The 25,177-nt window shown below is 75.5% G+C and carries 18 protein-coding genes and 2 pseudogenes; 7 read left to right on the top strand and 13 right to left on the bottom strand.

Annotated elements, in window-relative coordinates; genetic code table 11:
* Positions 1-30 precede the first annotated feature (30 nt).
* A complete protein-coding gene (gene mfd / locus IHE55_RS10365) occupies positions 31-3,603 on the top strand; it encodes a transcription-repair coupling factor (RefSeq protein ID WP_197988765.1) in 3,573 nt (1,190 codons plus the stop codon).
* A gap of 302 nt (positions 3,604-3,905) precedes the next feature.
* On the opposite strand, the gene IHE55_RS10360 is transcribed toward mfd, so the two are convergent.
* From IHE55_RS10360 to IHE55_RS10340, 5 genes are all read right to left on the bottom strand, one after another.
* Positions 3,906-4,628: a hypothetical protein gene (locus tag IHE55_RS10360; RefSeq protein WP_197988764.1), complete on the bottom strand. Its 723-nt coding sequence runs from the start codon at positions 4,626-4,628 to the stop codon at positions 3,906-3,908.
* Positions 4,625-5,650, bottom strand: coding sequence for a DUF4331 family protein (locus tag IHE55_RS10355; RefSeq protein WP_197988763.1), 1,026 nt, complete (start codon positions 5,648-5,650; stop codon positions 4,625-4,627). The genes IHE55_RS10360 and IHE55_RS10355 overlap by 4 nt, the downstream gene beginning before the upstream one ends.
* Before the next feature lie 236 nt (positions 5,651-5,886).
* A complete protein-coding gene (locus IHE55_RS31060; RefSeq protein WP_232265518.1) occupies positions 5,887-7,800 on the bottom strand; it encodes a helix-turn-helix domain-containing protein in 1,914 nt (637 codons plus the stop codon).
* Between the two features lie 738 nt (positions 7,801-8,538).
* A complete protein-coding gene (msrA, locus tag IHE55_RS10345) occupies positions 8,539-9,198 on the bottom strand; it encodes a peptide-methionine (S)-S-oxide reductase MsrA (RefSeq protein WP_197988762.1) in 660 nt (219 codons plus the stop codon).
* 420 nt (positions 9,199-9,618) lie between these two features.
* On the bottom strand, positions 9,619-10,716 hold the full coding sequence (locus IHE55_RS10340) for a hypothetical protein (RefSeq protein WP_197988761.1): 1,098 nt from the start codon (positions 10,714-10,716) through the stop codon (positions 9,619-9,621).
* A 221-nt stretch (positions 10,717-10,937) separates the two neighbouring features.
* Here IHE55_RS10340 and IHE55_RS10335 point away from each other — a divergent pair, with 221 nt between their 5' ends.
* Entirely contained in the window at positions 10,938-12,104 is a 1,167-nt protein-coding gene (locus IHE55_RS10335; protein ID WP_197988760.1) for a cystathionine gamma-synthase, read from the top strand.
* A gap of 580 nt (positions 12,105-12,684) precedes the next feature.
* On the opposite strand, the gene IHE55_RS10330 is transcribed toward IHE55_RS10335, so the two are convergent.
* The 4 genes and pseudogenes from IHE55_RS10330 to IHE55_RS10315 all read right to left on the bottom strand — a co-directional run bounded on the left by IHE55_RS10330 (position 12,685) and on the right by IHE55_RS10315 (position 14,386).
* Positions 12,685-12,936, bottom strand: a complete 252-nt coding sequence (locus tag IHE55_RS10330) for a hypothetical protein (RefSeq protein ID WP_197988759.1) — start codon at positions 12,934-12,936, stop codon at positions 12,685-12,687.
* Between the two features lie 209 nt (positions 12,937-13,145).
* Positions 13,146-13,325, bottom strand: a pseudogene (locus tag IHE55_RS10325) (sigma factor-like helix-turn-helix DNA-binding protein); the annotation flags it as partial.
* A 243-nt stretch (positions 13,326-13,568) separates the two neighbouring features.
* Positions 13,569-13,841, bottom strand: a pseudogene (locus IHE55_RS10320) (SigE family RNA polymerase sigma factor); the annotation flags it as partial.
* A gap of 44 nt (positions 13,842-13,885) precedes the next feature.
* The gene (locus tag IHE55_RS10315; RefSeq protein ID WP_197988758.1) at positions 13,886-14,386 is read right to left on the bottom strand and encodes a MarR family winged helix-turn-helix transcriptional regulator; all 501 of its coding nucleotides are present in this window, start codon (positions 14,384-14,386) and stop codon (positions 13,886-13,888) included.
* A 445-nt stretch (positions 14,387-14,831) separates the two neighbouring features.
* On the opposite strand from IHE55_RS10315, the gene ilvA reads away from it, so the two are divergent.
* The 3 genes from ilvA to IHE55_RS10300 all read left to right on the top strand — a co-directional run bounded on the left by ilvA (position 14,832) and on the right by IHE55_RS10300 (position 18,252).
* Positions 14,832-15,995, top strand: a complete 1,164-nt coding sequence (ilvA, locus tag IHE55_RS10310) for a threonine ammonia-lyase (protein WP_197991918.1) — start codon at positions 14,832-14,834, stop codon at positions 15,993-15,995.
* 335 nt (positions 15,996-16,330) lie between these two features.
* Positions 16,331-17,380: an ATP-binding cassette domain-containing protein gene (locus IHE55_RS10305; protein ID WP_197988757.1), complete on the top strand. Its 1,050-nt coding sequence runs from the start codon at positions 16,331-16,333 to the stop codon at positions 17,378-17,380.
* Complete coding sequence (locus IHE55_RS10300; protein WP_197988756.1) at positions 17,377-18,252, top strand: ABC transporter permease; 876 nt, start codon at positions 17,377-17,379, stop codon at positions 18,250-18,252. The genes IHE55_RS10305 and IHE55_RS10300 overlap by 4 nt, the downstream gene beginning before the upstream one ends.
* Before the next feature lie 522 nt (positions 18,253-18,774).
* On the opposite strand, the gene greA is transcribed toward IHE55_RS10300, so the two are convergent.
* Both greA and IHE55_RS10290 read right to left on the bottom strand, forming a co-directional pair.
* A complete protein-coding gene (greA, locus tag IHE55_RS10295; protein WP_197988755.1) occupies positions 18,775-19,272 on the bottom strand; it encodes a transcription elongation factor GreA in 498 nt (165 codons plus the stop codon).
* 408 nt (positions 19,273-19,680) lie between these two features.
* Entirely contained in the window at positions 19,681-20,091 is a 411-nt protein-coding gene (locus tag IHE55_RS10290; protein ID WP_197988754.1) for a DUF4307 domain-containing protein, read from the bottom strand.
* Positions 20,092-20,265: 174 nt separating this feature from the next.
* Here IHE55_RS10290 and mca point away from each other — a divergent pair, with 174 nt between their 5' ends.
* Positions 20,266-21,138: a mycothiol conjugate amidase Mca gene (gene mca / locus IHE55_RS10285; RefSeq protein ID WP_197988753.1), complete on the top strand. Its 873-nt coding sequence runs from the start codon at positions 20,266-20,268 to the stop codon at positions 21,136-21,138.
* A 4-nt stretch (positions 21,139-21,142) separates the two neighbouring features.
* Positions 21,143-21,430, top strand: a complete 288-nt coding sequence (locus IHE55_RS10280) for a hypothetical protein (RefSeq protein ID WP_197988752.1) — start codon at positions 21,143-21,145, stop codon at positions 21,428-21,430.
* Positions 21,431-21,772: 342 nt separating this feature from the next.
* Here IHE55_RS10280 and IHE55_RS10275 read toward each other — a convergent pair whose 3' ends face one another.
* Positions 21,773-23,407, bottom strand: a complete 1,635-nt coding sequence (locus IHE55_RS10275) for a hypothetical protein (RefSeq protein WP_197988751.1) — start codon at positions 23,405-23,407, stop codon at positions 21,773-21,775.
* A 1,210-nt stretch (positions 23,408-24,617) separates the two neighbouring features.
* Complete coding sequence (locus IHE55_RS10270) at positions 24,618-25,157, bottom strand: hypothetical protein (protein WP_197988750.1); 540 nt, start codon at positions 25,155-25,157, stop codon at positions 24,618-24,620.
* Positions 25,158-25,177 lie beyond the last annotated feature (20 nt).

Genomic DNA, 25,177 nt, shown 5'->3' with positions numbered 1-25,177 from the left:
CGTTGTCCATCCCGGGACGGAAACTGCCTCATGAGCCTGCACGGTCTGCTCGACGCCGTCATGGAAGACCCCGCGCTGGCCGAGGCGGTGCGGGCCGCCGCCGACGGCCACCGGCCGCACCTGGACCTGGTGGGCCCGCCGGCCGCCCGCCCGTTCGCGGTGGCGGCCCTTGCCGCCGCCACCTCCGGCGGATCCGGCCGCGGCCGTACGGTGCTGGCCGTCACCGCCACCGGCCGGGAGGCGGAGGACCTGGCCGCGGCCCTGCGCAGTCTGCTGCCGCCGGACCGGGTGGTGGAGTACCCGGCCTGGGAGACCCTGCCGCACGAGCGGCTCTCGCCGCGGTCGGACACGGTCGGCCGGCGGCTGGCGGTGCTGCGGCGGCTCGCCCACCCCAGCGCCGACGACCCGGCCGCCGGCCCCGTCTCGGTGGTCGTCGCCCCGGTGCGTTCGGTGCTCCAGCCGCAGGTCAAGGGGCTCGGCGACCTCAAGCCGGTGAGCCTGCGCAGCGGCGGGACCGCCGACCTGGGCGAGGTGGTGGAGGCGCTGGCGGCCGCCGCGTACTCCCGCGTGGAGCTGGTGGAGAAGCGCGGCGAGTTCGCCGTCCGCGGCGGCATCCTGGACGTCTTCCCGCCCACCGAGGAGCACCCGCTGCGGGTGGAGTTCTGGGGCGACGACGTGGAGGAGATCCGCTACTTCAAGGTCGCCGACCAGCGGTCGCTGGAGGTCGCCGAGCACGGCCTGTGGGCGCCGCCCTGCCGGGAGCTGCTGCTCACCGACGAGGTGCGCCGGCGGGCCGCCGCGCTGGCCGAGGCGCACCCGGAGCTGGGCGAGCTGCTGGGGAAGATCGCCGAGGGGATCGCGGTGGAGGGCATGGAGTCCCTCGCCCCGGTGCTGGTGGACGAGATGGAGCTGCTGCTGGACGTGCTGCCGGCCGGGGCGATGACGGTGGTCTGCGACCCGGAGCGGGTGCGGACCCGGGCCGCCGACCTGGTGGCCACCAGCCAGGAGTTCCTGCAGGCGTCCTGGGCGGCGGCTGCCATGTCCGACCCGGACGGCTCCGACGGGGGCGGCCGGGCGCCGATCGATGTGGGCGCGGCGTCCCTGTGGGGCATCGCCGACGTCCGCGACCGGGCCCGTGAGCTGGGCATGATGTGGTGGACGGTGTCCCCGTTCGCCGCCGACGAGACGCTGGACGGCGACACCCTCAAGCTGGGGATGCAGGCCCCGGAGAGCTACCGGGGCGACACCGCGCGGGCGCTCGCCGACACCAAGGGCTGGCTGGCCGACGGCTGGCGCACCGTGTACGTCACCGAGGGGCACGGCCCGGCCGCCCGCTACGCCGAGGTGCTGGGCGGCGAGGGCGTCCCGGCTCGTCTCGACCCCGACCTGACCGGGCTGACCCCGTCGCTGGTGCACGTGGCGTGCGGCTCGATCGAGCACGGCCTGGTGGACCCCTCGCTCCGGCTGGCGGTGCTCACCGAGACGGACCTGACCGGTCAGCGGGCCGCCGGGCGGGAGGCGGCCCGGATGCCGGCCCGCCGCCGCAAGACGATCGACCCGCTCACCCTGCAGGCCGGTGACTACATCGTCCACGAGCAGCACGGGGTGGGCCGCTACATCGAGATGGTGCAGCGCACGGTGCAGGGCGCCACCCGCGAGTACCTGCTGGTGGAGTACGCGCCCGCCAAGCGCGGCCAGCCCGGGGACCGGCTGTACATCCCCACCGACCAGCTGGAGCAGGTCACCAAGTACGTGGGCGGCGAGGCGCCGACCCTGCACCGGCTGGGCGGCGCCGACTGGACCAAGACCAAGGCGCGGGCCAAGAAGGCGGTCAAGGAGATCGCCGCCGACCTGATCAAGCTGTACTCGGCCCGGATGGCCGCGCCGGGCCACGCGTTCGGCCCGGACACCCCCTGGCAGCGCGAGCTGGAGGACGCCTTCCCGTACGCGGAGACGCCGGACCAGCTCACCACCATCTCCGAGGTCAAGGAGGACATGGAGAAGTCGGTCCCGATGGACCGGCTGATCTGCGGCGACGTCGGGTACGGCAAGACCGAGATCGCGGTGCGGGCCGCCTTCAAGGCGGTGCAGGACGGCAAGCAGGTCGCGGTGTTGGTGCCCACCACGCTGCTGGTGCAGCAGCACTTCGGCACCTTCTCCGAGCGGTACGGGCAGTTCCCGGTGGTGGTCCGGGCGTTGTCCCGGTTCCAGACCGACACCGAGGCCAAGGCGGTGCTGGAGGGGCTGCGGGACGGCTCGGTGGACGTGGTGATCGGCACCCACCGCCTGTTCTCGTCGGAGACGAAGTTCAAGGACCTGGGCCTGGTCATCGTGGACGAGGAGCAGCGGTTCGGCGTGGAGCACAAGGAGCAGCTGAAGAAGCTCCGCGCCAACGTCGACGTCCTCACCATGTCCGCCACGCCCATCCCGCGCACCCTGGAGATGGCGGTCACCGGCATCCGTGAGATGTCCACCATCACCACGCCGCCGGAGGAGCGGCACCCGGTGCTGACGTTCGTCGGCCCGTACGAGCAGCGGCAGATCGGTGCCGCGATCCGGCGGGAGCTGCTCCGCGAGGGCCAGGTCTTCTACATCCACAACCGGGTGGAGTCCATCGACCGGGCCGCCGCCCGGCTGCGGGAGATCGTGCCCGAGGCGCGGATCGCCACCGCCCACGGGCAGATGTCGGAGAGCGCGCTGGAGAAGGTGGTGGTGGACTTCTGGGAGAAGAAGTTCGACGTGCTGGTCTCCACCACCATCGTGGAGTCGGGCATCGACATCTCCAACGCCAACACCCTGATCGTCGAGCGCGGTGACACCTTCGGCCTGTCCCAGCTGCACCAGCTGCGCGGCCGGGTCGGGCGGGGCCGGGAGCGCGGTTACGCGTACTTCCTGTACCCGCCGGAGAAGCCGCTGACGGAGACCGCCCACGAGCGGCTGGCGACCATCGCCCAGCACACCGAGATGGGCGCCGGCATGTACGTGGCGATGAAGGACCTGGAGATCCGGGGCGCGGGCAACCTGCTCGGCGGCGAGCAGTCCGGGCACATCGCGGGGGTCGGCTTCGACCTGTACGTGCGGATGGTCGGGGAGGCGGTGGCGGACTACCGGGCCGCCCTGGAGGGCGGGGCGGAGGAGGAGCCGCCGCTGGAGGTGAAGATCGAGCTGCCGGTGGACGCGCACGTCCCGCACGACTACGCCCCGGGCGAGCGGCTGCGCCTCCAGGCGTACCGGGCCATCGCCTCGGTCAACAACGAGCAGGACATCGCGGCGGTCCGGGAGGAGCTGACGGACCGTTACGGGAAGCTGCCGGAGCCGGTGGAGAACCTGCTGCTGGTGGCGGGGCTGCGGTTGCTGGCGCGGGCCTGCGGCGTCACCGACATCACCCTGCAGGGGACCAACGTGCGGTTCGGCCCGGTGGAGCTGCGCGAGTCGCAGGAGCTGCGGCTGAAGCGGCTGTACCCGCGGGCGGTGATCAAGCCCGCCGCGCACCAGGTGCTGGTGCCCCGGCCGACGACCGCCCGGGTGGGCGGCAAGCCGGTGGTCGGCCGGGAACTGCTCGCCTGGACCGGGGAGTTCCTCACCACGATCCTGGGCGGGTGAACGCCGGAGGGCCGGGACGCGCAGCGGATGCGCGTCCCGGCCCTCCGGGTCCCCCGTTTCCCCGTCCCCCGTTTTCCCCCCGTCCCTCGGGCCCCCGTCTCTTCCGGGCCCCGCCGCCCGTCCCCGCCGCGCGGTCCGGGCCGCGGGCTCCCGGCCCCCGTTCCGTGCGGCCGCTCCGGGCCGCGTCCTCCGGGCCTCCGGGCGGGTGCGGACGGGGGCGGGCGGCGGGTTCGCACCCGCCCGCACCGCTCCTCCGTCCCCGGCCCCCCGTCCCGCCGCCCCCCATGGCCGGCGGGTGCGGGTCAGCCGGGCTGCGGGCCGTCCGCCGGCGGGGGCGCGGCCCCGGTGCCGGAGCACCAGGCCACCGTGGTCCGCGCGGCGTCGAGCGCGGCGACCAGCGGGTCGAGCAGGGGCCGCATCCGGTCCACCGGCCGGCCCGGGCGCACCGCCCACACCAGCCGGTCGCCGGCCCCCGCGGCCGGGCCGGGGAGCGCCACCGGGGTGCCGTCCCCGAGGTACTCCACCCGGCCCGGGCCGGTCCGGGCGGCCGGTCCGGCGAACCAGCCGCCGGAGCCGGGCGGCACCAGCAGCCGCATCCGGCCCCGCTCGTGATCGACCATGGCCGGGAAGAGTCCGCCGGTGACGAGGCCGCACAGCGCGATCCCGCTGCGGGCCCGGGGCGCCGGCGTGCGGCCCGGGCGGACCGGGTGGCGGCCGGCGCCGTGACCGTCGGCGAGGAGCCGGTCCACCGAGCGGTGCCCGGGGCCGCGCCCGGCCGGCCCGCCGGTGCGGCAGGCGATCGCCCGGGGGTCGCCGTGCCGCAGCAGGTCCACCGCCTCCATCCCGGTGCGCAGCTCCACCGTCACCGCGTCGAAGGTGCGGCCGGTGGGCAGCAGCGCCGGCCGGCCCGGGTCGGCCTGCCACAGCTCCCGGAGCCGGGCCGGGTCGTCCGCCGCCGCGGCGACCCAGCCCGGGGCCGTGCGCGCCCAGGCGGGGCGGTGGTGGCGGCCCCCCGGCCGGCTCATCGCGCGCCCCCGGGCGCCGAGAGGTAGGGGAAGACGGAGCGCGGCACCCCCGTGGCCGCGCTCGCGTCCAACCCCAGCTTGACGGGCACCCCCAGCACGAGTTCGAACATCACTTCGGGGGCGCAGTCGGTGAGCGCCCGGCCGTTGCGGCCGTCCACCGCGAACCGGGCCTCGCTGCCGACCTCGTAGCGCAGGACGTCCGGCAGCAGCAGGTCCCGCACGTGGCCTGCGTAGGCGGCCGGGTCCGGGACCGCGCCGGCCGCGGCGGCGGCCCGCTCGGTGGCGCGCAGCACCTCCGGCCCGTACCGCTGCACGTCCTCCGCCGGGCAGGTCGCGTTGAAGTCGATGTCCCGCTCGCTGTCCTCCAGGTCGAACAGCGTGTTCAGCAGCGGGTTGCCGCAGCGGTTGATCTGGCGCCAGCCGCCCGCGTCGGTGGCGAGCACCGATGTGGCCCAGAACCCGATGCGGCTGCCCGCCCCGCCCAGTGCCTCGTCCGGCACCTCCAGGACGATGGCCTGCACATCGGTGCCCGCGAACAGGTTCGCCGCCCGCGCCGGGTCGAAGCCGGTCAGGTCCGGGGCGGTGCCCCGGGCTATGCCGGTCTTCACCGCGGTGACCACCGAGCCCTCGATCCAGAACGGGTCCCCGGCCGCACCCGCCCAGGCGCGCAGCCCGTCCGGGCCCTCGGACACCTCGCCGGTCACCCCGGTCAGCAGCGGCGTGCCCTCGGCGAACCGGTCGGCCGCGGCCTCCCCGTCCAGCCGCCGCAGCTGCCACGCCTGCGGTCCGTAGGCGGTGTAGGCGGAGAAGGTGAAGCGGAAGGTGATGTCCTCCACCGCGTCGCCGTCGGTGTCCACCTTGATCTCGTACATGCTCTCGTCGTCGTGGAAACCGCCGTCCCCGGAGAGCGGGTTGACGTTCACCACGAAGACGGTGCCCCGGGACCCGCGGAACAGGTAGGTGTCGCTGATGTCCAGCCGGGGGTCCTGACGTGCGAGCAGGGAGTCGTGGTGGTGACTCATCACCGGTCCTGTTCTGCCGAGCGGGAAGGGACGCGAGACGCGCCCGGCGGACCGGCCGGTCGGTGACCACGGGGCCGGGGGGGGCCGGCCCCTGTGGTCAGGGAGGTTGCGGGCTCGACACGTGTCACGGTCCGCCGGGGCGTACCGCCGACGCTATGCGCGGGCGCGGGCCACCGCGAGGAACACTGTGCACAGTGACCGCCCGGCCCGGTTGCGCTGGGAACCGTGACGGGGGCTCACAACCGCCGCAGGGCGCGCATCGCGAGCCACAGCTCGTATTTCGCGCTGGGCGCGCGGAGCAGGGAGCGCCCCAGCGCCTCCTCCGCCCGGGCCATGCGCTTGCGGGCCCCGGGCAGGGAGATGCCCAGCTCCGCGGCGGCCGCGGGCAGCCGGGCGTCGGCGGCCAGCCAGACCCGTACCGTCTCCGGGCCGGCCGTCACGTTCGACCGCTCCAGCGGCAGCAGCTGGGCCTGCGCCCAGATCCGGGCGGCGGTGGTGCCCAGCACGTCGGAGAGGGTGGCGGAGGTGCCCTCCGGCACCGGGGCGTGCCAGTGCGCGGTGGCGTGCAGCTGGAGCGCCAGCCAGGCGGCGGACTGGTCGGCGAGGCTGTGGCCCAGGTCCAGGCCGAGCAGTTCGTCGAGCAGCCGCATCCGGGCGGCGAGCGTGTTGCGGTGGATCTTCAGGTGCCGGGTGGCCGCGCCGCCGAACGTCAGCCAGGACCCCAGGGTGCCCAGCAGCTCCTGCGGGCCGGGGTCGGCGCGCCGGGGCGGCACATGGCGCAGGCACGGCCCGAGCAGGTCGGCCGCCCACGCCCGGCCCTGCGGGCCGGACAGGACGGTGATGTCGGTGTGCCGGCCGAAACTCGCGCACCCCTCGGGCGCGTTGCGCGCCACCGCCAGCGCGTGGAACGCCTGCTCGTAGCCGATCGGGGTGTCCCGCAGCGGCACCTCCGCGCTCACCCCCACCCGGCAGCCGGGGATCTGCCGGGTGATGACCCGGTCCAGTCCGGCCACCGGGTCCTCGTCACCGGCCGCGCCGGGCTCCGGGTCATGGCCGGGCTCCGGGGTGCGGCCGGGTTCCGTCCCACGGGGCGAGGCGCTGCCGGCGGTCGCGGCGGCGGAACCGTCCGGCCGCGCGGCACAGGCGCCCGGGACCGTCCTCCCCGGCCCCGCCGCCCCGCCGGTCCGGTCCGTCACGTCCGTCGCGTCCGTCGCGTCGGGCCGGTCCGGCTCCTGGGCGCCGGTGTCCACCGGCACCAGGGCGATCAGATGGTTCGGGCGCACCGGGCAGGGCACGATCCACGCCCGGCCCCGGGCGGTCCGGGATATCCGGGCCGCGATCTCGCGCCGCCGGTTGCCCGGGCACTCCACCACGAACACCCGGTTGAGGGCGGGGAGCGCCCCGCCCAGCGCGCCGGCGATCCGCTGCGCCGCCGGGACGCTGCCCACCATCAGCAGGTGGAGCACCGCCTCCCGGCTGTGCGCCTCGGCGAACTCCACCCGGCGCCGGTGGCGTTCGGCCTGCTCGACGCGCCAGCACAGGGCCAGGGTGCGGGCCGTGTCGGCGAGCAGCGGGCCGAGCCGCTGCCGCTCACCGGCCCGCGGGCCGAGCACGGCGAGGTACGGGGCCGCCGTGGTGGTGCCCTCCAGCCCCAGGGAGACCAGGTGCACGGTGCCGGACGGCTCCCCGCCGCCGTCACCCGTACCGGGGATCGTCCCGCCCAGGACCGCGGACGGCGTACCCCGGCGGTGCAGGTCCACCACGGCGGACGCGGCGACGGCGAGCGCCCCGCCGGCGGCCACCGGGCTGCCGGGTTCCGGGGCGGTGCCCCGGGTTACGGCGGGCTCTCCGCGGGGGGCGATGGCGCCGGAGCCGTCGCGGGCGCCGCCCAGGGTGTCGCGGGCGCCGCCGGTGCCGGAGGTGTCGGGGGCATCGGGGATGTCCGAGGTGCCGGGGGTGCCGGAGGTGTCGGGGGTACCGGTGCTGAGCAGGACCTCGCCGTCGGAACCGAGGAGCGCGACCTGGCCGCCGGTGCGCCGGGCCAGCCACTCGGTGATGGCCGACACCGCTCGCTCACGGGTGGCCAGCCGGGACAGTGCGAGCACGTCCTCGGCGCGGTCGGTACGAGTGTCCAGCAACCCTGCGCCCATGCCGCCCCACCCTAGTCCGTACGGGTGGCGGAGGACCGGTCACCGGCCGGACCGGCACCCATCGGTACGGTCCGGCCGGCGTGCCGGCGTGCCGGCGTGCGGGCGTGCGGGCGTGCGGGTGTGTGGGTGGCCGGGGGTCAGGGCGTCCGGGTGGCCGGGCGTGCGGATGTGCGGGTGTCCGAGGGGCCCGGCGCGGGTGTCCGGCGTTCCGGCGTCTCGGTGTCCGGGTGTGCGGGCACCCGGGGCCCTGGCCTCCCGGTGTCCGGGAGGGCGGGTCGGCCTCCGGTCGGGGCCTCACCGACCGGTCAGCGGACCCCGGTGCCGCGGGTGCCACCGGGCCGCGGGTACCACCGGGCCGCAGGTGTCACCGGTGCCGGGCGGACCGGCCCACGACGGGTGTCACGGCCGGCCCGGTGCCTGCCGTGACCGGCAGCAGCCACCGCGGCGGGCGCCGGCACCACGTCCCTCGGAGGATCAGCGGCAGCCCATGCCCTCGCGCACCGCCGGCCACACCTCGACCCCACCGGGCGTGCGGACGTGCGCCCGCGCCCCGTCGGCGGTCAGCCACAATTCCCGTTCCCCCAGCCGGCACCCGGTGTCCCGGGCGTCGCGCGGTACGCGGGCCGGGAGGTTGCCGGCCGGGGCTGGCGGTACCCGGCGGGCCGGGCTCGGTGGTTGCCGGCCCGGGCCCGTGCCGCGGGCCGGCAATTCGGGGCCGGTACTCCGCGGGCCGGCCGGTCAGCCGTCGGCCGGGGCCACGCCGATCGGGCAGGAGACCCCGGTGCCGCCGATGCCGCAGTAGCCGCCGGGGTTCTTGTCCAAGTACTGCTGGTGGTACGCCTCGGCCGGGTAGAACGGGCCGGCCGGCAGGATCTCGGTGGTGATCTCGCCGTACCCGGAGCCGGTGAGACGCGCCTGGTACGCGGCGCGGGACTCCTCCGCCTCCTTCTGCTGGAGGTCGGAGTGGGTGTAGACCGCCGAGCGGTACTGGGTGCCCACGTCGTTGCCCTGGCGGAAGCCCTGGGTGGGGTCGTGCGACTCCCAGAACAGCTTGAGCAGCGCGGCGTACGAGGTGAGCGCCGGGTCGAAGACCACCCGGACCACCTCGGTGTGGCCGGTCAGCCCGCTGCACACCTCCTCGTAGCTGGGGTGCGGGGTGTGCCCGCCCTGGTAGCCGGCGAGGGTGGTCCACACCCCGGGGGCCTGCCAGAACTTCCGCTCCGCACCCCAGAAGCAGCCCAGCCCGAAGTCCGCCACCACCAGCCCCTCGGGGTAGGGGCCGACGAGCGGGTTGCCCAGGACGGTGTGCCGCTCCGGGACCCCGAACGCCGGCTCGGCGCGGCCGGGCAGTGCCTCCTCGGCGGTCGGGAGGTGGTTCTTCTGCCGGTTGAACAGCATCGCGTTCTCCTCGAAGGCATGCGGGGGCGGTCGCGGTCCTGTGCTGGACAACGCCCGGGGGCGGTGTGCCATTCCGGACGCCGCGGCGTACGGCGTCCCCGGTCGCCGTCCCGGGTCCCCGTACCCGCCGACGTTCCGGGCACCGGGGCGTACGGCACCCCGGACCGGTGCGACGGGCACCGCACGGGACGGCATCCCGGCCGGTGCGACACGGACGCCGCACCGGCGCGGACCGTTCCGGGTACCTACCCGCCGGCGGCGCGGGGACACGGCCGGCGGCGCGCGGACACGGCCCGACGCGCGGGGACACGGACTGGCGCGCGGGGTCACGGCCCTGCGCGCCGGACCGGCCGGAACGCGCATCGGACCGGCCAGGCGGGGCCGGCCCGGTCCGTCACCGCCCGGCCCGGCGCGGACGGGTCAGTGCGGCAGCTGGGCGGGGGTGCCGCCGCCGCGTTCGAAGCCGGCCACCGCGATGGCCCGGTAGGCCACGTACGCCGCCGCCGGGTCCGGACTGAAGGACCACGGCACCGCGCCCACGTGCCCGTCCACCCGGCGCAGCTGCTCGACCGCCTCCCCGTACCGCTCGGCCTGGACCAGGAACCAGGCGAGCAGGTGCCGGACGTGCGGCACCATCGGGTGGTCGGCCGGCGCGTGGTGCACCGCGTACCGGGCACCCTCGATCGCGTCGGTGATCACCGCGCTCCGGAACAGGGTGCGGACCGTGTGCACCTCCGGCAGGTGGTCGAAGACCGCGAAGAGCGGCAGCGCCGGCAGCAGGCTGCCGGGGGGCGCGGAGGCCGCCGCGGCGCGCGCGAAGCTCTCCGCCCGGTCCTGCGAGCCGTGCCACTTCTCCGACCAGTACGGCAGCGCCGCCAGGTGCGCGCCCATGTGGTGCGGGGCCAGCTTGTTCACCTTCGCCCACAGCGCCTCGAAGTCCGCCTCCCGGTAGGCCAGCCCGCGCGCCACGATCAGTTCGACGATGTGCGGGACCGGGTCGCCGGGCGCCAGCAGCGCCGCCTCGGCGGCGACCGTACGCGCCTCCTCCATGATCATCCGGAAGTCCTGGGAGGACGGGTCGCGCAGCGCCTGCATCACCAGAAACTGCGCCTGCACGGCCGCCCCGCCGGGGTCCTTGGGCGCCTGCACCCGCCAGCTGCGCAGCCACATGCCGCCCTGACCGGGCGCCTGCGCCAGGTCGTGGGCGGCGGACCCGGCCAGCGTCTGCACCCGCTGCCAGCGCAGTTCCGAGGAGGCGTCGGTGAGGGCGAGCAGCCGGGCCGCCGGCTCCCACTCCTGGGTGCGCCGGATCTCCGCCAGGGCGTCGGCCAGCCGCGCGTCGGGGCCCGGCAGCCGTACGTCGAGCCGCTCCCGGGGCAGGAAGCCGTACGCGCTCAGGTCCTCGGCGCGCCCGGCGCCGTGTGCGGCCTCCTGGCCGGCGCGCCGCCGCCGCAGCGCCGGCACCACGACCACACCGCCGATCATGACGATGGCGATGAGGATGACGAGTAGCTCCATGATCCGTCCCCGTTGCGGTGCTGTGGTCCAGTGGTGGTGCGGGTCGTACAGGTCGTACAGGTCGTGCGGGTGGTGCGGGTGGTGCGGGTGGTGCGCCGGGGCGCCGGTGCGGGGGCGCGCCGGCCGGCCGGGTGCCGTCGGTCCGCGCCCCGCCCACGGGGTACAAGCGTAGGCACCACGGCCGCGCACCGGGACCGCCGACGGGCATTACGCTCGGGCCCATGACCGACGAGCACATCCAGCCCCAGGCGTCCCGGAACTTCGAGACGCTCGCCATCCACGCGGGACAGGAGGCAGACCCGCTCACCGGCGCCGTCGTCCCTCCGATCTACCAGGTGTCCACCTACAAGCAGGACGGGGTGGGCGGCCTGCGCGGCGGCTACGAGTACAGCCGCTCCGCCAACCCGACCCGGACCGCCCTGGAGGAGAACCTGGCCGCCCTGGAGGGCGGCCGGCGCGGCCTCGCGTTCGCCTCCGGGCTGGCGGCCGAGGACTGCCTGCTGCGCACCCTGCTGGTCCCCGGTGACCACGTGGTCATCCCCAGCGACGCTTACGGCGGCACCTTCCGGCTCTTCGCCAAGGTGCTGGAGCGCTGGGGCGTGGAGTGGTCGGTCGCCGACTCCGCCGACCCGTCGTCGGTACGGGACGCGCTGCGGCCCCGCACCAAGGTGATCTGGGTCGAGACGCCCACCAACCCGCTGCTGGGCATCACCGACATCGCGGCCGTCGCGGAGATCGCCCGCGCCGCCGGCGCCCGCCTGGTGGTGGACAACACCTTCGCCAGCCCCTACCTCCAGCAGCCGCTGGCGCTGGGCGCGGACGTGGTGGTGCACTCCACCACCAAGTACATGGGCGGCCACTCGGACGTGGTGGGCGGTGCGCTGATCACCTCGGACCCGGGCCTCGGCGAGGAACTGGCCTACCACCAGAACGCGATGGGCGCGGTGGCCGGGCCGTTCGACGCCTGGCTGGTGCTGCGCGGCGCCAAGACGCTGGCGGTCCGCATGGACCGGCACTGCGCCAACGCCTCGCGCGTCGCCGAGCTGCTGGTCTCGCACCCCAAGGTCACCCAGGTCTACTACCCGGGGCTCCCGGAGCACCCGGGCCACGAGGTGGCCGCCAAGCAGATGCGGGCGTTCGGCGGCATGGTGTCGTTCCGGGTGGCCGGCGGCGAGGAGGCGGCGGTCGAGGTCTGCAACCGCGCCCGGCTGTTCACCCTGGGCGAGTCGCTGGGCGGGGTGGAGTCGCTGATCGAGCACCCGGGGCGGATGACCCACGCCTCCACGGCGGGTTCGGCCCTGGAGGTCCCCGCCGACCTGGTGCGGCTGTCGGTCGGCATCGAGGCCGTGGACGACCTGCTCGCCGACCTGTCGCAGGCCCTGGGCTGAGCCACCCGCGCCGCCCGGACGCGGGCCCGGCCGGCGGCCCCGTCACCGTGGTGGCCACGGGCCGGTGACCGGGTGGTGGTGACGACGGCACGCGCCACGCGGGCGCGGGCGTGCGGGCGCGGGCGCGGGGGCCCGGCGGGGTGACCTGCCGGCCCGCGCCCGCGTCGTGTGTCCGGGTCTCGTGTGGTGTGTTCCGCGCCGGCGTCGTGCGTTCCACGCCCGGCGCAGTGTGTCCGGGGCTCGCGCCGTGTGTTCGGCGCCGGGCGCCGTGTGCCCGGGGCACGCGTCGTGCGTTCCGGGGCACGCGTTGTGCGTTCCGCGCCCGCGTCGTGTGTTCCGGTTCTCCGCCCGTGCCCGGCATCCCTCGTGGTCCGTGGGCCCGCAGGGGCGTGCCCGCGTGGTGTGCGCGCCGGGTACGGGCCGCCGTTCCCGCCTTCCTCCGGCCCGGACCCGGTCGTACGGGCGGGCTCACCGGTGCCGTACGGGCGGAGGGTGACGTGGCCCGGCCGGTGCGGCCGGAGCCCGGTGCCGGTGCGGCCGCAGCCGGCGCCGGCGCGGAGTCCGACGGGTCGCCGCCGGCTCACCAGCCCTCGACCGGGGTGCTGTCCAGCGGCGGGGTCGTCCAGGGCTCGGTGATCACCGCCCAGACCGTGAAGGCGACGACCGCGGCGAACAGCAGCCACCAGCCCACCGCCCGCGCCGCCCGGCGCCGGCGCAGCACGCGGCGGCCCCGGTCCGCGGCGCGGTCGGCCAGGGCCGGCGGCAGGACCGGGCGGGGCGGGCCGTCCAGCATCCGGCGTACCCGGTCCTCCCTGCGCTCCGGACGGCTCATGGCGCCGCCCCCGGAACCTTCGGGGCGGACGGCACGGGCGCCGTGGCCACGGGACCGGCGGGCCCGCTCACCGGCCGGCCCGGCCCCCCGCCCCGGAGTCCGTCCCGGGCACCGTCCCCGGGTCCGTCCTGGGCACCGCCCCGCTCCGGCGCCGCCCCGGCGGGACGGCCGTCCGGCGCGCGTCCGGTCCGGGTGCCGCTCCCGCCGCGGGGTCCGGGCGGCCTGGTGGCGTCGGCCAGCCGGAACACCGCGCGGTTGCACAGCGCGCGCACCCGGTCCGGGGGCAGGCCCAGCACGGCGGCGGCCTGCTCCTCGGCGACGCCCTCGCGGATGCGGAGCACCAGCACCAGCCGTTCCTGCGGGGTCAGGCGGTCCAGCAGCCCCCCGCCGGACCAGCCGCCGCGCCCGGTGCCCGGCCGGTTCCGCCGGAACCGGATCCGCCGGAACCAGTCCCGTACGGCCCCGGCCGTACCGGCGCCGCCGTCCGCCTTGCGGCTCCCGTCCGTACCGCTCCCCCTACCCGCTCGGTCCGCGCCGCCGTCCCGGCCACCGTCCGCGCCGCCGTCCCGGCCGCCGTCCGTGCCGCCGCCCCGGTCACCGGTCGTGGTGCCGGCCGGCGGCGGCGTCCGCCACGGCGCGGTGCGGTAGCGCCAGGCGGTGCAGGCGAAGCGGGCGGCGAGCTCCTGGCGGGCGCGGTCGTAGGGGTCCTCGCCGCGCAGGGTGTCCCAGGCCGCGTAGGTGCGGGCGAGGGCGTGGATCAGCAGGTCCTCGGCGGCCGGGCACCGCTGCGGCGGTTCGCCGGTCAGCAGCGCGGCGGCATGCAGCAGCCGTCCTCCGGCGCCCGCGACGAATGCCTCGAATTCCCGGGCCCGGCGGCCGTCCCGTTCCGTCCGCCGCTTCTCCACCGTGCCTCCCGTACCTTTCAGGACACGGCAGCACGGCCGTGGGGTCAAGAGGCCGGCGAGGCCTGGGGCATGGCGGTGTGCACGGCGGACAGCGCGGTGTTGAAACGGGTCAGCAATTCACAGAAGACATCGCGCTCATCCGGTGTCCACTCCTCGGTCACCAACGCCATCAAGTCCCGCCGGGAGGACCGGACTTCCTCCAGCCGGGCCTTGCCGCGCGGGGACAGCTGGAGGACCACCGCACGCCCGTCCTCGGGGTGCGAGGTCCGCTTGACCATGCCGGAATCCACCAGCGGAGCCACCTGGCGGGTCACCGTGGAGGAGTCGATGCCCATCCCGGCGGCCAGTGCCTTGACCCCCATCGGACCCTCCTGGTCCAGCCGGTTGAGCAGCAGATACGCGGCGCGGTCCATGGAGTTCCGGGCGTTGCCGATGCCACCGAGCCGGGTCTGCTCCGCGCGCCGGGCGAAGAGGGCGACCTGGTGCTGAAGGGCGTCGAGTACGTTCGTATCGAGTTGCGTCGTCATGTCCGATGAGGTGGGCATGGCCTAAGGCTCACTTCTTGCGGTGGTCTGTGGGATGGGGCACAGAGTACGCGGCCCCGGGGTGGCCCGTAGCCGTGCTGCACAAACCTGCCGTCGCGATCCGGCCGCAAGAGGCGCGCGGGGAGGGAACTGCGAGACTGGCCGCATGGCAGCACGACCCACACCACGCGCCGGGGACCCGGCGGCGGAGGCGGCGGGGGACCGGGCCCGGCCCGGTACGCCCGGCGACGCCTCTCCGACGTCGCCCCCGCACGCCGCGCAGGACGCCACCGCGTCCGGCGCCCGGCCGGCGGACGCCACCGCGCCCGCCGTCCCCGCCCCTGCCGGAACCACCGGCCCCGGCACCGCCACCACCCACGGCACCGCCACCACCACGCCCGCCGCGGCAGCCGGCCCCGCCTCGCCGCGGGCCGTCTCGCTCAAGGACGTCCGCGCCGCCCAGCGCATGCTCTCCGGGGTGTCCCGGACCACCGCGCTGGAGGGCAGCCGGTTCCTCACCGGGCTGCTCGGCTCACCGGTCCACTTCAAGTGCGAGAACCTCCAGCGCACCGGCTCCTTCAAGGTGCGCGGCGCCTATGTGCGCATCGCCGGGCTCTCCGAGCGGGAACGGGCGGCCGGGGTGGTGGCGGCGAGCGCCGGCAACCACGCCCAGGGCGTCGCCCTGGCCGCCTCGCTGCTCGGCGTGCGCTCCACGGTCTTCATGCCGGTGGGCGCCCCGCTCCCGAAGGTCGCCGCGACCCGGGAGTACGGCGCCGAGGTACGGCTGCACGGACACGTGGTGGACGAGACGCTGCGCGCCGCCCAGCAGTACGCCCAGGAGACCGGCGCGGTCTTCATCCACCCGTTCGACCACCCCGACGTCATCGCCGGCCAGGGCACGGTGGGGCTGGAGATCCTTGAGCAGTGCCCCGAGGTGCGCACCATCGTGGTGGGCATCGGCGGCGGCGGTCTGGCGGCCGGGATCGCGGTGGCGGTGAAGGCGCTACGGCCCGATGTGCGGGTCGTCGGGGTGCAGGCGGCCGGTGCCGCGGCGTACCCGCCGTCGCTGGCCGCCGGACGCCCGGTGTCCATCCACGAGCCCGCCACGATGGCCGACGGCATCAAGGTCGGCCGCCCCGGCGACGTGCCGTTCGGCATCGTCGGCGAACTCGTCGACGAGGTCCGCACCGTCTCCGAGGACGCGCTCTCCAGTGCGCTGCTGCTCTGCCTGGAGCGGGCCAAGCTGGTGGTCGAGCCGGCCGGGGCGAGCCCGGTGGCGGCGCTGCTGAGCGCGCCGGACTCCTTCCAGGGGCCGGTGGTCGCGGTGCTGTCGGGCGGCAACGTGGACCCGCTGCTGATGCAGCGCATACTCCGCCACGGCATGGCCGCCGCCGGCCGCTACCTGTCCCTGCGGCTGCGGCTGACCGACCGCCCCGGCGCGCTCGCCACCCTGCTCGCGGTGCTGTCCGAGGTGGACGCCAACGTCCTGGACGTCAGCCACGTACGGACCGATCCGCGGCTCGGGCTCACCGAGGCGGAGGTGGAGCTGCACCTGGAGACCGAGGGGCCCGAGCACTGCGCCCAGGTGGCCAAGGCGCTGAGCGGGGCCGGGTACACCGTGATGCCGTGACCGTCCCGGAGCGGGACCGACCGGCGCCGTACCACCGGCCCCGGGGGCGTCACCGCGTGCGACCACCGGTGCCGGGACGTACCGGGTGACACCACGGGTGCCGTGACCGGTAACCGGCGGTGCCGTGACCGGTGAACGGTGGTGCCGTGACCGGTGCCGGCGGCGCCGTGGCCGGTGATCGACGGTGGCGCGACCGGCGCCGGTGGCGCACATGCGCCGCCGGCGTTCGGCGGCGGGGCGCACAGCTGATGCCGTAACCGGCGGCGGAGCGTACAACGGGAGGACGGGCAACCGCCCGGCGACGACTCGATCCCGAGACACCTCCTGGGGGCGATATGCCGGACGCCATCCGCGCCGAGGGACTGGTGAAGACCTTCGGCGCGGTGAGGGCCCTGGACGGCGTGGACCTCGACGTGCCCGAGGGGACCGTGCTCGGTCTCCTCGGGCCCAACGGGGCCGGCAAGACCACGGCGGTCCGGGTGCTGACCACCTTGCTGACACCGGACAGCGGCCGGGCCGTGGTGGCCGGGCTGGACGTGCTGCGCCACCCCGACCGGGTCCGGCGGTCCATCGGCCTGTCCGGGCAGTTCGCCGCGGTGGACGAGTACCTCACCGGACGCGAGAACCTGCGCATGGTCGGTGAGCTGTACCAGCTCAGCGGCCGGGACGCGAAGGCCCGCGCGGCGGTGCTGCTGGAGCGGTTCGGGCTGGCCGCCGCGGCCGACCGCCCGGCCCGCACGTACTCCGGCGGGATGCGGCGCCGGCTGGACCTGGCCGCCGCGCTGGTGGTCAGCCCGCCCGTGATGTTCATGGACGAGCCCACCACCGGCCTGGACCCGCGCAACCGGCAGGCGCTGTGGGAGGTCATCGAGGACCTGGTGGCCCAGGGCACCACGCTGCTGCTCACCACCCAGTACCTGGAGGAGGCCGACCGGCTGGCGGACGACATCGTGGTGATGGACCAGGGCCGGGTGATCGCCCGCGGCACCTCCGACCAGCTCAAGGCGCGCACCGGCGGCGAGCGGGCGGAGGTCGTGGTGCGCGACCGCGGGCACCTCCCGGTCGCCCGCGAGGTGCTGCGCCGGCTGGGCGCGGGCGAGGCCGCGGTGCAGGAGCACACCCGCAAGGTCACCGTCCCGGTCACCGGCGGCGCCCGGCTGCTGGCGGAGATCATCCGGGAGCTGGACGGCCGGGGCGTGGAGATCGACGACATCGGGCTGCGCCGGCCCACTCTGGACGACGTGTTCCTCTCCCTGACCGGGCACCGCGCCGAGGGCGCCGAGGACGGCGGCGGCCCGGACGCCGACCGGCGCGGCACGGCCGGCGACGGCGGGCGGGACCGGGCGGCGGCGGACGGCGGTGCGGGGAAGGAGGCCGTGCGATGACCACCCTCCACGGCGAGGAGCCCACCGGGGTGGTGGGCGGCCTGTACACCCCGCCCGAGCGGGGCCGGATCGCCCGTTCGGTGCGCGACTCGCTCATCGTGGCCCGGCGCAACCTCATCCGGATGGTCCGGATTCCGGAAGTGGTGATTTTCGGCCTGATCCAGCCGATCATGTTCGTGGTGCTCTTCAGCTACGTCTTCGGCGGCTCCATCGACGTCGGCGGGCAGACCGACCCGGCGGCCTACCGGGAGTTCCTGATGGCCGGCATCTTCGCGCAGACCGTCACCTTCGCCACCGCCGGCGCGGGCGCCGGGATCGCCGAGGACATGCACAAGGGCCTGATCGACCGGTTCCGGTCCCTGCCGATGACCCGCGGCGCGGTGCTCACCGGACGCACCCTGGCGGACCTGGTGCAGACGGCGCTCACCCTGGTGGTGCTCGCGGTGGTGGCGGCGATCGTCGGCTGGCGGGTGCACGACGGGGCGCTCCGCGCGCTGGCCGCGTTCGGGCTGCTGCTCCTGCTGGGCTACGCCTTCTCCTGGATCGGCGCGCTGATCGGCCTGTCGGTGCGCACCCCCGAGGCGGCCACGTCCGGCGGGCTGCTGTGGCTGTTCCCGCTGACGTTCATCTCCAACGCCTTCGTGCCCTCGGAGAACATGCCCGCCGCGCTGCGGCACATCGCCGAGTGGAACCCGTTCAGCACCACGGTGCAGGCGTGCCGGGAACTCTTCGGCAACCTGCCTGCCGGGTACCCGGTGCCGGACGCCTGGCCGATGCGGCACCCGGTGCTCGCCTCGGTGCTCTGGTCGGTCCTGATCATCGCGTTCTTCCGGACGCTGGCGGTCCGCCGGTACCGGTCCGCCGCGGCCTGACGCGCGGGCGGTGAGCCGCGGCGGGGCCCGGGGCGCCGGGGCCGCGGCACCCCGGGCAGTGGCGCCCCGGCTTCCCGGCCGCGCCCCGGGGCGGTGGCCCCGGGGAACTCGTCATCGGCCGGAGCCCGGTACGGACCGGGCCCCGCACGACCGGACCCTCGGGACCGACCGGAGCCCCGGTAGGGGCCGAAGGTGGCCGTCACCGACCGGACCCCGGCACCGACCGGACCCCGGGTACGGCCGGGCCCCCGGTACCGACCGGACCCCCGGTACGGCCGGACCCCCGGCGCGGGGTGCGCCGGGGGTCCGGATCGTCGTCGGTCGGGGCCCGGGGCCCGTACGGGCGGTGACCGCACCGGCGCTGACCGGGCGCCGCGGGCCGCTCACCCCGGCCGGGGCCGGGCGGATCGCGGGGATCCGGGCGGGGGCGGCCCGCGCGCCGCCGGGAGCGGGTGCGGGGGGCGGCGGGCACGCCCGCTTGGCCGGTCCCGCGAGGCGGCCGCGGTGCGTCCGCGGGCCGCGTCAGCCCTGGTAGGGCTTGGCCTCCAGGATGCGCACCGAGGCGGTCTTGCCGTTCGGCAGCTCGTACTCCGCGTCCTCGCCGACCTTCTTGCCGTTCACGCCCTGGCCCAGCGGGGACTGCGGCGAGTAGGTCTCGACGTCCGAGCTCGCGTACTCGCGGGAGGCCAGCAGGAAGGTCAGCGTGTCGTCCGGGTCTCCGTCGAAGGCGATGGTGACCACCATGCCCGGCGCGACCACGCCGGTGTCCGCCGGAGCCTCGCCGACCTTGGCGTGCTCCAGGAGCTGGGTCAGCTGGCGCACGCGAAGCTCCTGCTTGCCCTGCTCCTCCTTGGCGGCGTGGTACCCGCCGTTCTCCCGCAGGTCACCCTCCTCGCGGGCAGCCTCGATCTTCTTGGCGATCTCGACCCGTGCGGGACCCGACAGATACTCCAGCTCGGCCTTGAGCTGGTCGTACGCCTCCTGGGTCAGCCAGGTGACGTTCTCGCTGGTCTGGGTCACAGGTGCTCCTCGTCGGTACTGGGAATACAAATGAACGCCCTACTCAGAAGGGTGCGCCTTCGAAGCCGGGCGAAACCACGAGCCTAACAATTCCGCCGCCAAAGCGGGAGGAGTGTGGCGTATCGATCGGCCCGGTGCGGTGGGGTGTGCCAGAGCCCCGGAACCGGCCCCGCGACCCCTGTCACCGGCGGCGTTGCCCGGCTCCCGCCGTCCGCGCCGCCGAACCGGAACCACCGCCGCCGGGGGGCCGGGGGCGCCGTGCGGCGGCGGCCGCGACTGCTCCGGGCGGGGGACACCGGGTGGGGTGCGGCGTGGTCCGGGGCGCCCCCGCGCCACGCCGGCGCTCACCGGGCGGCACGTGCGCCCGCCGTACGCCTCAGGGGCGGTACGGCGCGCCGGGGCGCGCGATCAGCTTCCGTCGGCCGCCTTGCAGTCGATCAGCTCGGCGGTGGTCGCCCGGTGGGTGGTGCGCAGCGTGACGATCTCGTCCACCTGCTCGGTGCGCTGGTCGAAGGTGAAGTCCTTGACGCCCACCTCGGCGCCGTCCTCGGAGCGGGAGCGCAGCGTGCACACGCCGGTGGCGCCCTTGTCCTTGCGGACCTCCAGGTGGACCTTGATGGAATCGTCGGAGACCACCTGGAAACCGATCACCCGTCCGCTGACGTCCTCACCGGCGATGTAGGAGTAGCCGGACCAGCCGACCACGCCGAGCAGCGCCGCGCCGAAGACCGCGCCGGCGATCTTCAGCTTCCGGTCGGCGCGCTCGTCGCCGGACCGGCCGTACCGCCCCTCCGGAAGGTCTGATCGACCCGTCGCCATGATCGTCCTCCTCGACCGGGACCGGAATTTTTTCTCACCGGTCTGGGTCACTATAGAAGCCGCCCGAGGGTCCCTCCCGGACACCCCCGGCCCGAAGGCCGGCCGACGGCCGCTGCCGCACCCACCCGCACCACGACCGCACCGACCGACCCTTCGATGACTGAGGATCGAGCCTTGACTGAGCAGTTGCGACTGATGGCTGTGCACGCCCACCCCGACGACGAGTCGAGCAAGGGCGCGGCCACCATGGCGAAGTACGTGTCCGAGGGGGTGGATGTGCTGGTCGTCACCTGCACGGGCGGGGAGCGCGGCTCCATCCTCAACCCGAAGCTCCAGGGTGACGAGTACATCGAGAAGAACATCCACGAGGTCCGGGCCAAGGAGATGGACGAGGCCCGCGAGATCCTCGGCGTCAAGCAGGAGTGGCTGGGGTTCGTGGACTCCGGCCTGCCCGAGGGCGACCCGCTGCCCCCGCTGCCGGAGGGCTGCTTCGCGCTGGAGGACGTGGACGAGGCCGCCGGCCGGCTGGTGAAGCTGATCCGCGAGTTCCGGCCGCAGGTGATCACCACCTACGACGAGAACGGCGGCTACCCGCACCCCGACCACATCATGACCCACAAGATCACCATGGTGGCCTTCGACGCCGCCGGGGACCCGGAGAAGTACCCGGGCACCGGTGAGCCCTGGCAGCCGCAGAAGCTCTACTACAACCAGGGCTTCAACCGGCCCCGCACCACCGCGCTGCACGAGGCGCTGCTGGCGCGCGGCCTGGAGTCGCCGTACGGGGAGTGGCTGGAGCGCTGGAAGGACTTCGAGAAGCGGGAGCGGACGCTGACCACGTTCGTGCCGTGCGCGGACTTCTTCGAGATCCGGGACAAGGCGCTGATCGCCCACCGCACCCAGATCGACCCCGACGGCGGCTGGTTCCGGGTCCCGATGGAGATCCAGAAGGAGGTCTGGCCGACCGAGGAGTACGAGCTGGCCAGGTCTTTGGTGGAGACATCCCTCCCCGAGGACGACCTCTTCGCGGGTATCCGCAACAATTGACCCCATGATGAGCGCGACCAGCTCCCTCGCCCTGACCCACGCGGCCCCGGTTGTCCAGCTCGCCAAGGAACTGGACAAGAACAAGGTGACGCCGGGTGTGCTCGGCTTCCTCGTGTTCGCGGTCATCGGCGTCGCGGTGTGGATGCTGATGAAGTCCATGAACAAGCACATGAAGAAGGTCGATTTCGAGGTCGAGCCCGAGCCGGGCCCGAAGGCGGGCGCGTCCGCCGCGGGCACGGGCAAGGCCGCTTCGGGCACGGCCCCGGGAAAGCCGTCCGCGGCCAAGGGCTGACTTCGGCGGCGGTGACCACCACCCGGCGGCGGTCCGTCGCCGGGTGATGTCGGCCACCCCCGAAACGGCGGCAGGCCGACGTTCCGGCCTGCCGTTTCTCTTCGCTGCCCGTTTCTCTTCCCTGCCGTCCTCGTGCCCGCTGTCGCGGCTGCGGCCTGCCCTGGCATCCGCCGCCGGCCTGCCCGGTATGCCCCTCACGTCCCTCCGCCCGCAGGGCCCGGCCCCGCGGGGTGCGAGCGGGCCCCCACCCCGGCCCATGGGTGCCGGCCGGGCGCCCGACCGCGGGCCCGGTCCGTCGTCCGCGCGCTCAGGTCCGCGTCGCCCGTTCGCACGATCGCGGGCTCAGGTCCGTCGCCCGGTCGACGCCAGCCGGGTGGCCAGCACCTCCAGGCCGCGCCGGAGCCGGCGGAAGTAGGTGGCCCGGCTGAGGTGGAGCCGGGTCGCCACCCGGTGGTGGTTGCCGGCCCGGCCCAGGTAGTAGGACTGCAGGATGGCGCCCGCCTCGGCGTCGGCCTGCTCCTCGGCGGTGCCCAGCTCCAGCACCGCCTCGTACAGCCACGCCTGGAGGGCGCTCACCGTCGGCGTGGCGGGGGAGCCGACCAGCCTGCTGGTGGCGAGGGCACCCGGGTCCCGGATGCGGCTCAGCGCCCACGCCACGTCGGCGACCGTCTCCTCCTGCGGCCCGGCCGCCGGTTCCGCCCCCAGGCGCCGCAGCCACCACGGCAGCGCCGCCGGGGTGAAGTCGTTGCTGTACACCTCCGGCCGGCGACCGCAGCGGTAGATGTCGTCGCGCAGACTGCCGTGCGGCCGGAACCCCAGGGTCCGTACCAGTGCCTGGTAGTCCGGGCTGGCGGTGGAGACCACCAGGTGGCGGGCGGCCACCGCGCGGCGCAGGATGTGCCGGAGCAGCCGGGCGTGGGTCGCCGGGTCGGGGCAGTAGGCGGCGCCCAGCAGCAGCGCCCCGTCGTCGCCCCGGTCCACCACGGCGCCGGTGTACTGCTGGAGCAACGGCTCGGCGCCGTCCGCTGTCCGCTCGCTGATCGGCAGCAGCCCGGCGAGCCCGACCGGCCGTCCCTCCCGGTCCCGGGCCACGTGGAACGACGAGACGCCGTGCGCCACCCACCGCTCGGTCAGGTGCAGCGCCCGGCGCGTCGCGAAACCGCCGCGCAGCGCCCAGGCGTGCATCAGCCGGCCGATGTCGTCCGCCTCCGCCTCCCGGGCCGGGCCGATCCGGGCGGCCGACTCCAGCGGCGGGAACAGCGCCCGGCGCAGCTCCGGGTCGCCGGTGAGGAACAGCCCCTGCTCGGTCAGCTCTGCCTGTTCGGCGCTGGTCACCGCCTCGGTGAGCAGCTCCCGCCGGTACGCGGCGGCGCGCTCCGCGGCCGCCCGGTGGGCGGTGGGGCGCCGCCAGCGGTAGGCCAGCTCCAGCACGTGGCGGTAGGGCTCCCGGAGGGTCAGCCCGGACGGCGCCGGGGCGACGACACTGAGCCGGCCGAGCGCGGCGAACAGCTCGGGCCCGCCGCCGAGCAGCTTCTCGTCGGCGGCGCCCACGGTGGCCAGCAGTCGCAGCGCGTGCTGCCGGCGCCGGCCCGGCAGCTCATGGGCGAGGCGCTGGACCAGTTCCTCGGCGATCCGGTCGGCCACCGCCCCCGGGGTGCCGGGCGACGCGCCGGCGTGCACGGCACGGCAGGCCGCCGCGGCGAGCAGCGGGACGCCCCCGGCGAGCCGCACCACCAGGGCCCGTGTCTCCGGCTCGGTGATCCCCGCCGCGCGGGCCAGGGCGTCCACGGCGTGGCCGGGCAGCGGGTCGAGCGGCACGGTGACCACGCCGGATCCGGTCCACCCCGCCCAGCTGCGCAGCGGCCGGCGGCCGACCACCAGCAGCCGCGGGCACCCGGGCAGCTCCGCCACCACGTCGTGCAGCAGCGCGGCGCGGGCCGCGGTGTCCACCCCGTCCACGACGACGAGCCCGTCCACCGGACCCGCGCCCGTACCGTCCGCCGTACCGACGGCCGGGCCAGCGCCCGTGCCATCCGTGCCATCCGTGCCGCCCGTGCCGTCCGTGCCGTTCCTGGTGCCCGTGTCCGCTTTCGGGCTGCCTGCCCGGTCCGGGTACGAGTCGTCCGCCGGGGCGCCTGCCGGACCCGTCCGCCGGCCGGTGCCCGGGCCGTCCGCCGGATCGCTCCCGCGGTCCGTGCCCGCACCGCCCGCCGCCGGCCCCGTCCCGAGGCCCGCCCCCGTACCGTCCGCTACCGGCCCTGTCCCGGGGCTCACCCCCGTACCGTCCACCACCCGGCCCCTCCCGGGGTGGCGCAGCCGTCGCCGCAGATCCTCGGCGGCGCCGGGGCGGCCCAGGTCCACCGGCCCACCGGCGCCGAGGCGCTCGGCCAGCCAGGTCTTGCCCACGCCCGGCGGGCCGGTCAGGTTGACCAGCCGGTGCCGCGCCACGGCCTCCCCCAGCCGCGCCAGCTCCGCCGCACGATCCGTCCCCGCGCCCTCACCGCCCACCGCTCCCGCCGCGTCACGGCCCGGCCGCCCCGCCGGGCCACCGTCCGCCGCGGCGGCCGTCGGCCCGCGCGCCCCTGCCGCTCCGGCAGCCGTCCCTCCCGGGCCCGCCATCTCGCCTCGCTGCCCCTCCCGGTCGCCCGTGGCCACCCCCTGATCCCCGGTGGTCGCGACGAACCTAGACCGCCGCGGCCCGCCCATGAAGGGCAAGTTGAGACTTCCGTGAGACTCGGCCCGGCCGCCCCGCCGGTAGTGTCCTCGACGTCGCGGGCCGGGTGCCCGGCCGCGCGGCCCCGGGACGCGGATGAGCGGCCGAGCCCGGGTGCCGCCGCCGGCCACCACCGCCGGCCGGCCCGCCCCCGTCCGGCGTGCGGCGGGGGCGGGCCGTCTCCCGTGCCCCTGCCACCAGTGGGGATGGCAGGGGCTCCGGAGACCACTCCGGCCCGGCCGCCCGAGCAGGGCTTCGCGGCGCTGCGTGCCAGGGGCCTAGGCCGGTTTCGGCCATATCACGGCCCCACGTACGGGTATGGCTCGGACAAGCTGCTCGTTTGAGCTGGCCGACGGACACACGAACTGCCTTGGCCCGAGCCGGGCGCTTGCCAACCGAATAGCGGAGCACGAACCGTGCCTACGCGCACCGAAAGCGTCGTATGCATGTCCGGAAGGTGCGTCGGGGTCGGCGCTACCGCTCCGCACGACGCAGGAATTGCCAGCCCAGTACGGCCAGAGCGAGGGTCTGTATGAGAGAAGTGAGCACGACCATGGGCTGGTGGGTGGGAGAGCACCAGAATGCGGCCGCGCAGACCATTGGCAGGCCCAGGTACGTGAACAGGTCCACCGCGGTCTGAAGCCGCTTGCGCGTGCTGCGACCCGCTACATTGCGGTGGTAAACCTCCCAGCCGAACACTGTGTCCTGGGCAGAGGCGAGTTCCCCCAGGCGCGGCCCCAGCTGATCGCGGACGTAACAGCCGATCGCCGAGATTTTCTCGTCGTTGACCAGGTAGGTCCAACCCAGAATCAGACAGATGGCGGGGATGGAGAGCAGGACTCGGGACTGACCGCTCTGGACGGCGACCGCCACGACGGCAGTGGCCGCCGCAAGCGTGAAGTAGAGCAGGTTGTCGCGGAACCCTATGCGGGTTTTCTGTTCCTCTTTTAGGCAGGCGTATTCGGCCAGTAGGATTTTGCTCTCGGTGACATCGTCTGTGGAATTCACAGCCATTCCTGTGTTCGAGCTCAGAA

The sequence above is a fragment of the Streptomyces pactum genome, assembly GCF_016031615.1.
GTDB lineage: Bacteria > Actinomycetota > Actinomycetes > Streptomycetales > Streptomycetaceae > Streptomyces > Streptomyces pactus.
This window is presented reverse-complemented; position numbering and strand designations above follow the sequence as displayed.